We start from the raw sequence: 12034 nt of genomic DNA, 5'->3' as shown, positions 1-12034 counted from the left end.
TGCTGCGCACCCCGTCCGGCGGAGCCGTCCATGATTCATGTATAGATCACGCTTGGCGGGCCGCAACGCACGATGACCGGAAGTGCGAATTCGACCGAAATTTGCTTCCTCAGGGCCAGGGCCGCGAACTCCGGCCGCCCGATCGCGCTCAAAAGTGAATGAATTCGAAATGAAAAACTGATCCCGATGTGCCGGAAGCTGCCGAAAACCGGCCTGTTCGTCGGCCCGTCAGCCGGCGCGCTGATCATCGTGCCGCCGGTGAATGCTCGGCCGGTTCTTGCGGACAGTCGGGGATGTGCTCTATACCGGAAATGACCAGTCTTGAAGCCGAGGAGCCGATCATGCCAAGAAAAAAAGTCATAGCTCATGAGTCCGCGCATGCGCCGCCGGTCGAGGCTGCGCCCGACGAATCGCACGCGACGTGGCCGTTTGCCGACGTAACGGCGGCGTGGATGGGGATGCCGTGGGTCAACCTGTGGATGCAATCCTGGGCAACGTGGCTCGGGCAACACGGCCCGGACATTGCGCCGGCGCGCGCTTCCGGGCGCACCCGGTCGGCACGCCCGGAGCGCCGGCGTGCGGAGCTCCCGTGGGTTCCCAAGATCGAATCGACGGTGATTCCCTTCTGCCGCACGGAAGACGAACCGGGCACGGAGGCGACGAGGTTGTCGATGCGCGTGCGCGTGCCGACATTGCCTTGGATGGGCGGCAGCAACGTGATTTCCATCGATACCGTGATGCCCCACGGACCGGACAAGAAGCGCGACGACTGAGCGGGTACGTCGCCGCCCCCTCGCACGCAGTTCCCGCCGGCGTCGCAATCGGCGCGCGGCGGGTTATCATCACCCCCGCATATCGGGTGTCGCGGCAGTCACAGACTGAGCGCGACTCTCTGAGCCGCCTGATGCGGCTGACCTGATCCTGGGAGTGTGACGTGTCGAGATCCTTCTTGCGCCGCCTTGCATCGGCCGCCGCTGTTGTGGCTGCGCTGAGCACCACCGGCTGCGGCTACAACGATTTCCAGCGCCTTGACGAGCAAAGCAAGGCTGCCTGGGCCGAGGTACTGAACCAGTATCAGCGGCGCGCCGACCTGATTCCCAACCTCGTCGCGACCGTCAAGGGCGAGGCAAACTTCGAGCAGGAAACGCTCACACGGGTTATCGAGGCGCGGGCGAAAGCGACCTCGATCCAGCTCACGCCCGAAATGCTCGCCGACCCGCAGGCCATGGAACGCTTCCAGCAGGCTCAGGGCCAGTTGGGCAGCGCCCTGTCGCGCCTGCTCGTGGTGGCCGAGAACTACCCGAACCTGAAGGCCAACCAGGCTTTCCAGGATCTGCGAGTGCAGCTCGAAGGCACCGAGAACCGCATCACCGTTGCGCGCAACGGCTACATCAAGACCGTGCAGGAGTACAACGTCCTCGCCCGCAGCTTTCCGACGAACCTGACCGCGATGGTGTTCAGCTACGCCCCCAAGGCCGGATTCACCGTCGCGAACGAGCAAGAGATCTCGCGGCCCCCGGCTGTGGAATTCGGCGGTGGCGCGCCCAAGCGCTGAATCCGTCAGTCCCCCAGCAGTGATGCCGCTCCTCGCCCGTCCCATGCTTACGCTGGAATACGCCCTGCGCCTGGCGATGTGCGTCCTTGCGCTGCTGTTGTGGCCGGGCGCCGCAGGCGCGCAGGAACTGATCCCGGTTCCCCAGCTGACGGCACGCGTCATCGACCAGACGGGAACGCTGTCGTCCGGCGAGCGGCAGGCGCTCGAAGACAAGCTGGCCCGATTCGAATCCGAGCGCGGCAGCCAGCTTGTCGTCCTGATCGTGCCGACGACGGCGCCCGAGGACATCGCCGCCTTCGCCTATCGCGTCGCGGCGGACTGGAAGATCGGCCGGCGCGACGTCGGCGACGGGCTCCTGCTGGTCGTCGCGAAGGACGACCGGCGCGTGCGCGTCGAGGTCGCACGCGCGCTCGAAGGCGCGGTGCCCGATCTGGCCGCCTTTCACATCATCGACCGCGCCATCACGCCCGCCTTCCGCGAAGGCCGGTTCGCCGCCGGTATCGACGCCGGTGTGGATGCGCTGATGGCACGTATCCGCGGCGAAAACCTGGCCCTGCCCGAGCCAGAGTCCGACGCCCGCGACTCGCGCGGATTCGGCTCGCTGCAGGACATCGCCGTCTTCCTCATGTTCGGCGTGCCCATCGTCGGCGGCATGCTCGCCGCGGTCCTGGGCCGCAAGCTCGGCGCACTGGCAACCGGAGGCGTCTTCGGTCTCCTCGCGAAATTCCTGCTCGGCAGCCTCGTGCTGGGCATCATCGTCGGCGTCCTCGCCATCGTGTTCGTCTTCGTGCTCGGCACCGGCGGTGGCGGACGCGGTGGCCGTGGCGGTCCCGGCGGGCCGATCATCGGGGGTGGAGGAGGCCGAGGCGGGTTTGGTGGAGGGGGCTTCGGGGGCGGCGGTTTCGGCTCGGGCGGCGGCGGAAGTTTCGGCGGCGGAGGCGCATCAGGGCGATGGTAGCGAAGATGAATCCGGCACCAGGGGGACGTCAATGAGCGCCCTCGCCCGCCTCGTTCGCCACCTTTGGCTGGACGCCGACGATGCCCGACGGGCGGTCGGACCGGACGCGCTGCAGCGCCTGGAAGCGCGCGTGCGCGAAAGCGAACGGCAGCACACGGGCGAGATCTGCCTGTGCGTCGAGGCCAGCGTTCCGCTGAGCTATCTGTGGCGCCACCTCAAGGGCACTCCGATCGACACTGTCGTGCGGGAACGCGCGGTGACCCTGTTCGGAAAACTGCGCGTGTGGGACACCGAACTCAACAACGGCGTCCTGATCTACCTGCAACTCGCGGAACACCGCATCGAGATCGTGGCCGACCGTGCCGTGGCGCGGACCGTGAGCGACGCCGAGTGGCAGCGCATGATCGCCGAGGCCACGCCCGAATTCAGGGCCGGCCGCTACGAGGACGGCTTGGGGCGCGCGATCGACGCCGTCAGCACGGTGCTCCGCTCCGCCTTTCCCGCGACGGATACGGGCGACGACGGCACCGGGGAAGTGAACGAGTTGCCGAATCGACCCGTCCTGCGCTGACCGGCACTCTCAGCTGCGCCACCTACCCGCGCAGCGCCCGCCACGCGAGCAGCAGCCAGCCGGCGATCAGGAGCGTTCCGCCAATCGGGGTGATCATTCCCAGCACGCGCCATCCGCTCAGCGCCATCACGTACAGGCTGCCGGAAAACACGAGCGTACCGAGCACGAGCAGGACTGCCACGGGGCCCGTATTCGGCAACCGCCAGGCGCCGAGTGCGAGGAGACCGGTCGCGTGCCACATCTGGTATTGCACCGCGGTGTTCCACCATCCGAGCTCCGCTGCGCCGAGCAAGTTGCGCAGGCCGTGAGCCCCGAAAGCCCCGAGGGCAACGCCCAGTCCCGCGAGCAGGCTGCCCGCGATCAGAATGAATCGATTCATGGTTTGCTGAAGCATCGGGTTTCCGCAGGGCACGCGCCGCGCGGCAGAGTGATGGCCGATGCGCAGGCATCGGACAGGCTGGAGGCGGCTAGTGTCCGCTGCCCTCGTCTTCCGCGCAATGGCGCAGCGCTACGGGGCGTCCGACGTGGGCACTCCCGTCCCGAACCCGTCAGACGCGCAGGCCCGACACGGCATGCCGCAGTCCGCCGGAAAGCAGCTGCAGTTCGTCGATGATGCTGCCCGTGTGACGTGCGGCGGCGTGGTTTTCGTCGGCCATCGCCGACATGCGCTCGATGCTGCGCGCGATGTCGGTGCTGACCTCGGTCTGCGCGCGCGTTGCATCGACGATTTCGCTCACGAAGTTCGCGGAGCGCGATACCTCGTCGTGGATGGAATCGAGCGCCTCGCGGACCCTCGAGAAGCTCGCCGAACTCGCACCCACGCGGTCGCTGCCCTCGCGGATGCTGGCCACCACATCCTGTATGCCGGCGCGCATCTCGCGGATCGTCCCGCCGATCTCGCGCGTCGATTTCCCGGTACGGTCCGCGAGCTTGCGGACTTCGTCCGCGACCACGGCAAAACCACGCCCTACTTCGCCGGCACGTGCCGCCTCGATCGCGGCATTCAGCGCGAGCAGGTTGGTCTGGTCGGCGATCTCGGAGATCACGCCCACGACCTGATCCACGTTGCGCGAGCGCTCCTCCAGTGCGAGCACGGCGTCAACCGCCCGCGAGATGTCGTCGACGACGCGCTGCATCTCCGCCTTTGCCCGGTCCGCCACGTCGCGGCCTTCGGCGGAAAGATCGGCCGCCTGGCGCACGATGCGGCTCGTGTCCTCGGCGTGGGCTGCGACCTCCTGCACGCTTACCGCGAGCTGCTGCACGGAGCTGGACGAGCTGGCCGCCGTTTCGCTCTGGCGGCCCGAGGCGGTGGTCACCAGTCCGATCTGGTCGGTCAGGATACCGGCAGCGGTTTGCGTGTCGCCCGCAGCGGCCGCGACCTTGCCGATGAGTTCGGCGAAACTCCGCGCCATCGTGTTGAAACCGTCGCCCACGTGACCGATCTCGTCGCGCGTCCGCACCTCGACGCGGGTCCGGAGATCCCCTGCGGTCATCGAGCGGACGGCGCGTTCGAGTTCCCCGATGGACCCGATGATCGACGAATAGGCACCGGAAAAAATCCAGCCCATCAGCACGATGCTCGCGCCGAATACGATCAGGCTCGCGTTGAAGCTCGTCCGCGCCCTCGCTTCGGCTGCAGCCATCAGCCCATCGATGCCCGGGACGAGCGTCGCACCGAAGGCGATCGCCGCGTCGAGGGCCGCGCTGCCCTTGGCATGGAAGTCGGCCGCAGGAAGGTCGAACTCGGTCGTATCGATGAGCTTGGTCGTGAGGAATTCCTGCAGACCGAGGGTCGCGAGATTCAGCGTATCCAGCGGCACTGCGAGCGTCTTGCCAGTTGCTGGGGCGATCGTGCCCGTTTTCTCGACACTCTTGCTCACCCACGTCAGAAGCGTGTCGAAGCTGCCGCGCAGCATGCTCAACGCGTCGCGCTGCGACGAGCCGATGCGGCCGCGGGCAATGAATCCGGTGCCGGTGTCACGCGCCTGCCCGAGGTTTTGTACCAAGGGCACCAGCTGGTCGTTGAGGATGCCGGTCGTCACCTGCGCGGCAATCTCGTCCTGCAGGCCCAGCCCGCTGCGATCGACGATGGCTTCGCGCAGGCGGAACAGCTCGTCCAGCATGCGCTCGTGCGCTTCGCGGACCTCGTCGGCGTCCGTGAAGCTCCGCCCCGCCAGTTCGTCCCATTGCCGGCGAATCCTGTTGCCGCCGTCGCCGACGAGCGGGTGAGCCAGCACGTCCGGCGCAGCACCTTCGAACTCGCGGACAGACTCGGCGATGCGCGCCTCGAGTGCCACGTCGCCGTGTGCCGCAGCGAGGGACGCTGCAAAGTGGTCCTGCACGCTGCGCACCAGACCCAAAACCGGCATCTGCAGAGCGAGCCCCTGCCGCTGAAGGATGATGCGGTCGATCGATTGCGACGCCCCATGCAGCAAGAGCGCAGTCGCGCCGGCCAGCGGCAGGGAAAACAGCAGGAAGGCGCCGAGCAGCTTGTGACGGAAATTCAGGCGTCCGGCAAGCCAGATCGCAGGTTGGAGGAATCGCTTGAGCACGGCCTTGAAATCGCTGGTGGCTGATACGAACCGGCGGAGGCTAACGGAGCCGTGTGTCGTGCGTATTACGAACCGCGATCTCCGGCGCTCGGCACAGCGGCGGCGTTGCACGTGAGTGGCGCGAGAGGCGCAGCCCAAGCTTACAAAAATGTAATTTACCCGTCAGGGTTTCGTTTGCCCGCGGCAAGCATCATCGCCACCATCATCCACCCCTGCGCGGAATGGCCGCGTTCGCCCCGACCTCATGCCATTCCGTTCCGCCCTTCCCTCTCCCCGGATCGCCCGAGGCCGAACGAGCCGCCTGCGCTGGGGCATGCTCATCGCGATCACCATTTCGTCTTCGCTGGGCGCCCAGCAGCCGGATTCCCCACCGGGTGGCGATGGCTCGATCACGATCCGCTCAATCGTCGCAGCCGCATGGCAGCGCAGTGCCGCGTCGCGCGCGACCGAGGCGCGGCGTGAGCTTGCAGACGCACGACGCAGCGCCGCAGGCGGCTGGATGGCGGCCGCGCCGAGCCTCACGCTGGTGCACAGCTCGGATCGCCTGAACCGCAACGACGGAATGCGCGAAGTCGAGGCTGAGCTCGAAGTGCCGCTGCGCACGCCCGGCGTACGTGCCGCGGGTACGGCGACTGCCGAAGCGGAAGCCGCAGCGCTCGAAAGCGATCTCGCCACCGCCCGGCTTCGCGTTGCCGCCGAGGTGCGTGAGGCCGTGTGGTCGCTGCGGCTGGCCCGCAATGAACTCGACGCGAACGAGCGCCGCGTCGCGCAGGTGGAAGTGCTGGCCGCCGACGTCGAGCGCCGCGTTCGTGCCGGCGACCTGGCCCGCATCGACACCAACAGCGCGCAAGCGGCAGTGCTCGTTGCAAAGGCCGCGCTGGCCGAGGTAGCGGCGCGCGTACGGCGCGAGCAAGGGCTCTATGAGGCGCTGACGGGTGTCGCGCAGGTACCGGCAGATACGGAGCCGGCACCCACAACGGGCGACCTCGATGCCAATCCCGCGTTGATTGCGGCGCGCGGCACGGCAGATCTGGCGCGCGCCCGGCTGCACGAGGCGAGCACTGCGACACGCGACAACCCGGAGCTGATCCTCGGCATGAAGCGCGAGCGCGGCGACTTCGGCGAGCGCTACGCGAATACGACGAGCGTCGGCGTGCGCGTGCCCTTCGGTTCCGAAGCGCGCAACCGGCCGCTGATCGGCGCAGCGAACGCAGAACTCATCGAGGCCGAGACGACGGCCACGCTGCAGCGCGAGCGCCTCAACGCCGAGGTCGAGGCGGCCCGCGCCGAAGTCGAGCAGGCCAAACAAGGCGAGACCTTTGCCGCCGAGCGGGCCCGTCTTGCCGCCGACAGCCGGCGACTCCTGGTCAAGGCGTTCGAGCTCGGACAGATCGACCTTCCCACGCGCTTGCGCGCGGAAAACGAAGCATTCGACGCCGATCTCGCACTCGGCCGCGCGCGTCTCGAATCCGGCCGCGCGGCATCCCGACTGAAACAAGCTTACGGATTGCTTCCATGATCCCCGTGCCTCATCTCTTCATGCGACGCCTTCGATTGCTGGCCGTCGGCGGCAGTCTCATCATCGCGACACCCGTGTTCGCCGGCCCCGGGCACGAGGGCGGACACGAGCACGACGACGTGCAACCGGTCGCATCCGGCCCGGCGGTCCCGCGCTTCGAGGCGCACTCGGAGCTGTTCGAGGTGGTCGGCGTCGTATCGCGCGGCGCGCTGACGCTCTCGCTCGACCGCTACGCAAGCAACGAGCCTGTCGCGGATGCGCAGATCGAGCTCGAGTCGGGCAGTTTCAAGGCGCAAGGCGAATACGTCCCCGAGCGCCAGCTGTATCGCTTCGCCTCCGCCCCGTTCGCCGCTCCGGGAAGCTATCCGGTGACGTTGACGATCACGGCCGGCGACGATGTCGATCTGCTTGCCGCAGACCTCGTCGTGCCGCAACTCGAGGCCACGCCCGCAGCCGGAACGGCTCGCACGTCGAACGGCATCCTGTGGTGGGGGGCCGGCGGTGCCGCCATGATCCTCGCACTCGCCTTCGGCCTGCGTCGCCGCCGCCCGGCTTCCTGAAATCAGCCCTCGCGGAAAAATCATGAAGAACCTCCCCCGCCCCGCGCCCGGCCGCGCGATCGCGCCCTGGCTGATTCTCCCCTTTCTCGCAGTCGCCCTCGCCGGCCCCACCTTCGCGGGACCAGGCCACGACGGCGGACACGATCACGATGAAGCCCCCGTCGTGACCAATCCCGATGCGCCCAAGCGCCTGCCCGACGGTTCGGTGTTCCTGCCCAAGCTGTCGCAGCGCCAACTGGACGTCCGTACGATCGTCGCCGAGCCGCAATCCTTGCCCCGGACCTGGCAGTGGGTCGGCAAGGTGGTCATGGATCCCAACGCCGGCGGCAAGGTGCAGCCGACCGTCGAAGGCCGCATCGAAGCCGGCCCGCGCGGCTTGCCGGTGCTCGGTCAGCCGGTGCGCAAGGGCGAGGTGCTCGCGCACGTTCGCGCGTCTGCCGGCCCGATCGAGCGCGCCGGCCAGCAGGCGCAGGCCGCCGAGTTGCGCGCCGGTCTGGATACCGCGAAGAAGCAGCTCGCCCGCCTGCAGGAGCTTGAAGGCAGCGTGCCGCGCAAGGAGATCGAGGCCGCACAGGCCGAAGTGCGCGGCCAAGGCGAACGCCTCGCCGCGGTCGCGGGCAGCCTGAACACCGCGGAGGCCCTCGTCGCCCCCGTGTCGGGCGTCATCGCCGCAAGCAATGTGGTCGCCGGACAGGTCGTGGAGGCACGCGAAGTATTGTTCGAGATCGTCGATCCCGCCCGCCTGCAGGTCGAAGCCATCGCGCACGACGCCACGCAGGCGGACGGCGTCGCGCAGGCCTCGGCGTCCGTCGATGGTGGCCGGACCGCCTTTCCGCTGGCATGGGTCGGCGCGGGCCGGGCGCTGCGCGAACAGAGTCTGCCGGTGCTGTTCCGCACCGTCGAGGGCAAGACTCCACCGCTCGCCGTCGGGCAGCCGCTGCAGGTCGTCGTACAGACGCGCGAACAGATCACCGGCATTCCCGTCCCCGCCGCCGCGCTGGTGAAGAATCCCGCGAACCAGGAGATCGTCTGGGTTCACAACTCGGCCGAACGCTTCGTGCCGCGCACCGTGCGCCACCACCCGCTCGATGGCGCAACCGTCACCATCACCGATGGGCTTGCCGCAGGCGACCGGGTCGTCGTGCAGGGCGCCGCGCTCGTGAACCAGGTGCGCTGAGGGCGAATCATGTTCGACTGGCTCGTCAATCAATCCCTGCGCAACCGCCTGCTGGTACTCGCGCTCGCCGCGGTGATGATGCTTTACGGCGGCATGACGCTGGTGCGCACGCCGGTCGACGTCTTCCCCGACCTCAACCGCCCGCAGGTGACGCTGCAGGTGGAGGCCGGCGGCATGGCCCCCGAGGAAGTCGAGCAGCTCATCACGATCCCGCTCGAAGTCTCGATGAGCGGCCTGCCCGGCGTGAGTGCGGTGCGCTCCGTGTCCTCGGTCGGTCTCGCTTTCGTGTATGTGAGCTTCGACTGGGGCGTCGACATCTACCGCGCGCGGCAGATGGTGAACGAACGCTTCACCACCGTGCGCGACCAGCTGCCCGCCGGCATCGAGCACGCCGCGATGGGGCCGATCAGTTCGATCATGGGAGAAATCCTGCTGATCGCGATCCCGATCGACCCGGCGAAGATCGACCCCATGGCCACGCGCGAATACGCCGACTTCGTGCTGCGCCCGCGCCTGCTGTCCGTACCCGGCGTCGCCCAGGTGATCCCCATCGGCGGCGAGGTGCGCCAGTACCAGGTGCAGCCCGACACCGCGCGCATGGCGGCGCTGGGCGTCACCATCGACGACATCGCGGGCGCGCTGAAGGGCTTTTCTGCCAACACCAGCGGCGGCTTCCTCGAACTCAATGCGCGCGAATACCTGATCCGCCACATCGGCCACACCACCCGTCTTGCGGATCTCGAACGCCTGCCGGTCGCCGCACGCGACGGCCGCAGCATCCTGCTCAAGCAGGTCGCGGCGGTCACCTTCGCGCCCGCGATCAAGCGCGGAGACGCCGGCTTCAATGGTCAGCCGGCGGTGATCCTGTCCGTGCAGAAGCAGCCCGACGCTGACACCGTGAAGCTCACGCGCGAGATCGAGACCGCGCTCGCCGAGCTGAAGAAATCCCTGCCCGCGGGCATGGACGCGCCGCGCGTGACCTTCCGTCAGGCCAATTTCATAGAATCGTCGATCGGCAACCTGCAGGGCAAGCTCGTCGCCGCCTCCGCAATCGTCGCGGTCGTGCTCTACCTCTTCCTCGCCAACCTGCGCACGACCCTGATTTCGCTCGTCGCGATCCCGGCCTCGATCCTCACCACCGTGCTGGTGTTCCGCTACTTCGGCATGTCGATCAACACGATGACGCTGGGCGGACTGGCGATCGCGATCGGCGAGCTCGTCGACGACGCGGTCGTCGGCGTAGAGAACGTGCTGCGGCGACTCAAGCAGGAGCGCCAGCGCGGCGCCGAGGGTCACGCCCGCCTGAACCCGCTCGAACTGATCGGCAAGGCCACGCTGGAAGTGCGCTCCGCGATCGTCTACGCGACCTTCATCATCGTGCTCGTGTTCGTGCCCCTGTTCGCGCTGCCCGGTATCGAAGGGCGGCTGTTCATGCCGCTGGGGATTGCCTACATCACCTCCATCCTCGCATCGATGCTGGTGTCGGTGACGCTCACGCCGGTCATGGCCTACTACCTCCTGCCGCGCATGAAGAGCCTGGACCACGGCGACACGCGGCTGGTGCAATGGCTCAAGGCGCGCTACGCCGTGGCGCTGGAATGGAGCTTCGATCACGCCCGCACGCTGCTCGCGGCTGCGGCCGTCGCGGTCGCTGCCGCGCTGGCGCTGGTGCCCTTCTTCCCGACGACCTTCCTGCCCCCCTTCAACGAAGGCACGGTGCTCGTCGGCCTGCGCCTTAACCCCGGCACCACGCTCACCGAGTCGGTACGCATCGCGACGCAGGCCGAGCACCTTATCCGCGAGGTGCCGGAAGTGGTGCACGTCGGCCGCCGCTCGGGCCGCGCCGAGATGGACGAACATGCCGAGGGCGTGCATTCGTCGGAGCTGGACATCGCATTGCGTCCCGGCGAACGCCCGCTCGACGCGGTGTATGCCGACATCCGCGAACGCCTCGCGAGCCTCCCGGCGGCGATCGGCATCGGCCAGCCGATCAGCCATCGCATCGACCACCTGCTCTCCGGCGTGCGTGCGCAGATCGCGATCAAGGTCTTCGGCGACGACCTCGACACGCTACGCGCCCAGGCCGATGCCCTGCGCGGTCGCCTCGCCGGCATCGAGGGCCTGGCCGACCTCGAAATCGAAAAGCAGGTGCTCACGCCGCAGATCAAGGTGCGCGTCGACTTCGACGCCGCCGAGGCCTATGGCCTGCCGCCGTCGAAGCTGCTCGAGGAGCTGAAGATGATGGTCGACGGCGAACGCATCACGCAGGTCATCGAAGGCAACCGCCGCTTCAACCTGGTGCTGCGCCTGCCCGACGCCGCACGCTCGGTCGACGGCCTCGCCAACGTCCTCATCGACACGCCGAGCGGTCGCGTGCCGCTATCGAAGCTCGCGCACATCGACGAATCCGACGGCCCCAACCAGATCAGCCGCGACGACGGCAAACGGCGCATCGTGCTGTCCGCCAACGCGTCGCAACGCCCACTGTCGGACGTCATTGCCGACATCCGCAAGGTCATCGCCGATACGCCGCTACCGGAAGGCTACTTCATCGATCTCGGCGGCCAGTTCGAGGCGCAGGAGGAATCCAGCCGCCTGATCGGCCTGCTGTCGCTGGTCTCCGCAGCGATGGTCTTCCTCGTGCTCTACAGCCGCTACAAGAGCACCGCGCTCGCACTGATGATCATGGCCAACATCCCGCTCGCGCTGGTCGGCTCGGTGATCGGCCTGTGGCTGTCCGGCCAGCCGCTGTCGGTCGCCGCGCTGATCGGCTTCATCACACTCGCCGGCATCTCGACGCGCAACGGCATCCTCAAGGTCAGCCACTACATCAACCTGTGCGCCTTCGAGGACGAAAAATTCGACCGCCGCATGCTGGTGCGCGGCTCGCTCGAACGACTGACGCCGGTGCTGATGACCGCGCTCGTCGCCGCGTTCGCGCTCGCCCCGCTGCTCTTCGAGGCCGAACAACCGGGCACCGAAATCCTGCATCCGGTCGCGGTGGTAATCTTCTCGGGCCTGATCAGCTCGACGCTGCTCGACACGTTCGTAACGCCCGTAATGGTCTGGCTCTTCGGACGCAAGCCCATGGAGCGTCTCGTCGCCGATTCGGGCGGCGAGGCGTATTGAACGACCTTCCCAC

11 protein-coding genes are annotated in these 12034 nt (G+C 67.8%); 8 read left to right on the top strand and 3 right to left on the bottom strand.

Translation table 11 applies throughout. The annotated features are described in order from the left end of the window. Positions 1-35 precede the first annotated feature (35 nt). Positions 36-248, bottom strand: a complete 213-nt coding sequence (locus tag AzCIB_RS24135; protein ID WP_157058453.1) for a hypothetical protein — start codon at positions 246-248, stop codon at positions 36-38. Between the two features lie 93 nt (positions 249-341). Between AzCIB_RS24135 and AzCIB_RS08115 the strand changes: the two genes are divergently transcribed. From AzCIB_RS08115 to AzCIB_RS08100, 4 genes are all read left to right on the top strand, one after another. Next, the gene (locus tag AzCIB_RS08115) at positions 342-773 is read left to right on the top strand and encodes a hypothetical protein (RefSeq protein WP_157058452.1); all 432 of its coding nucleotides are present in this window, start codon (positions 342-344) and stop codon (positions 771-773) included. 161 nt (positions 774-934) lie between these two features. Then, positions 935-1555: a LemA family protein gene (locus AzCIB_RS08110; RefSeq protein ID WP_050415429.1), complete on the top strand. Its 621-nt coding sequence runs from the start codon at positions 935-937 to the stop codon at positions 1553-1555. Between the two features lie 22 nt (positions 1556-1577). Next, positions 1578-2513, top strand: a complete 936-nt coding sequence (locus AzCIB_RS08105; protein ID WP_232299390.1) for a TPM domain-containing protein — start codon at positions 1578-1580, stop codon at positions 2511-2513. A gap of 31 nt (positions 2514-2544) precedes the next feature. Then, positions 2545-3084 (top strand): TPM domain-containing protein, encoded by a 540-nt coding sequence (locus tag AzCIB_RS08100; RefSeq protein ID WP_050415428.1) that lies wholly within the window; start codon positions 2545-2547, stop codon positions 3082-3084. 22 nt (positions 3085-3106) lie between these two features. On the opposite strand, the gene AzCIB_RS08095 is transcribed toward AzCIB_RS08100, so the two are convergent. Next, positions 3107-3463, bottom strand: a complete 357-nt coding sequence (locus AzCIB_RS08095; protein WP_050418282.1) for a DUF423 domain-containing protein — start codon at positions 3461-3463, stop codon at positions 3107-3109. 169 nt (positions 3464-3632) lie between these two features. Continuing rightward, on the bottom strand, positions 3633-5636 hold the full coding sequence (locus AzCIB_RS08090) for a methyl-accepting chemotaxis protein (RefSeq protein WP_050415427.1): 2004 nt from the start codon (positions 5634-5636) through the stop codon (positions 3633-3635). A gap of 313 nt (positions 5637-5949) precedes the next feature. Here AzCIB_RS08090 and AzCIB_RS08085 point away from each other — a divergent pair, with 313 nt between their 5' ends. Genes AzCIB_RS08085 through AzCIB_RS08070 form a run of 4 tightly spaced genes read left to right on the top strand, consistent with a single transcriptional unit; the run spans position 5950 to position 12021 of the window. Beyond that, positions 5950-7155 carry a TolC family protein gene (locus tag AzCIB_RS08085; RefSeq protein ID WP_050415426.1) on the top strand — a complete coding sequence of 402 codons (1206 nt, stop codon included), beginning with the start codon at positions 5950-5952 and terminating at the stop codon, positions 7153-7155. Further along, positions 7152-7715, top strand: coding sequence for a hypothetical protein (locus tag AzCIB_RS08080; RefSeq protein WP_050415425.1), 564 nt, complete (start codon positions 7152-7154; stop codon positions 7713-7715). Before AzCIB_RS08085 ends, AzCIB_RS08080 begins: the two co-directional genes overlap by 4 nt. Positions 7716-7737: 22 nt before the next feature. Beyond that, entirely contained in the window at positions 7738-8892 is a 1155-nt protein-coding gene (locus AzCIB_RS08075) for an efflux RND transporter periplasmic adaptor subunit (protein ID WP_157058451.1), read from the top strand. 9 nt (positions 8893-8901) lie between these two features. After that, the gene (locus AzCIB_RS08070) at positions 8902-12021 is read left to right on the top strand and encodes an efflux RND transporter permease subunit (protein ID WP_050415424.1); all 3120 of its coding nucleotides are present in this window, start codon (positions 8902-8904) and stop codon (positions 12019-12021) included. Positions 12022-12034 lie beyond the last annotated feature (13 nt).

The organism is Azoarcus sp. CIB (assembly GCF_001190925.1).
GTDB lineage: Bacteria > Pseudomonadota > Gammaproteobacteria > Burkholderiales > Rhodocyclaceae > Aromatoleum.
This window is presented reverse-complemented; position numbering and strand designations above follow the sequence as displayed.

Excerpts from the sequence above, each read along its gene's own strand:
- AzCIB_RS24135 (WP_157058453.1), bottom strand. The coding sequence starts at position 248 with ATGATCAGCGCGCCGGCTGACGGGCCGACGAACAGGCCGGTTTTCGGC.
- AzCIB_RS08115 (WP_157058452.1), top strand. The coding sequence starts at position 342 with ATGCCAAGAAAAAAAGTCATAGCTCATGAGTCCGCGCATGCGCCGCCG.
- AzCIB_RS08105 (WP_232299390.1), top strand. The coding sequence starts at position 1,578 with ATGCCGCTCCTCGCCCGTCCCATGCTTACGCTGGAATACGCCCTGCGC.
- AzCIB_RS08100 (WP_050415428.1), top strand. The coding sequence starts at position 2,545 with ATGAGCGCCCTCGCCCGCCTCGTTCGCCACCTTTGGCTGGACGCCGAC.
- AzCIB_RS08095 (WP_050418282.1), bottom strand. The coding sequence starts at position 3,463 with ATGAATCGATTCATTCTGATCGCGGGCAGCCTGCTCGCGGGACTGGGC.
- AzCIB_RS08085 (WP_050415426.1), top strand. The coding sequence starts at position 5,950 with ATGCTCATCGCGATCACCATTTCGTCTTCGCTGGGCGCCCAGCAGCCG.
- AzCIB_RS08080 (WP_050415425.1), top strand. The coding sequence starts at position 7,152 with ATGATCCCCGTGCCTCATCTCTTCATGCGACGCCTTCGATTGCTGGCC.
- AzCIB_RS08075 (WP_157058451.1), top strand. The coding sequence starts at position 7,738 with ATGAAGAACCTCCCCCGCCCCGCGCCCGGCCGCGCGATCGCGCCCTGG.
- AzCIB_RS08070 (WP_050415424.1), top strand. The coding sequence starts at position 8,902 with ATGTTCGACTGGCTCGTCAATCAATCCCTGCGCAACCGCCTGCTGGTA.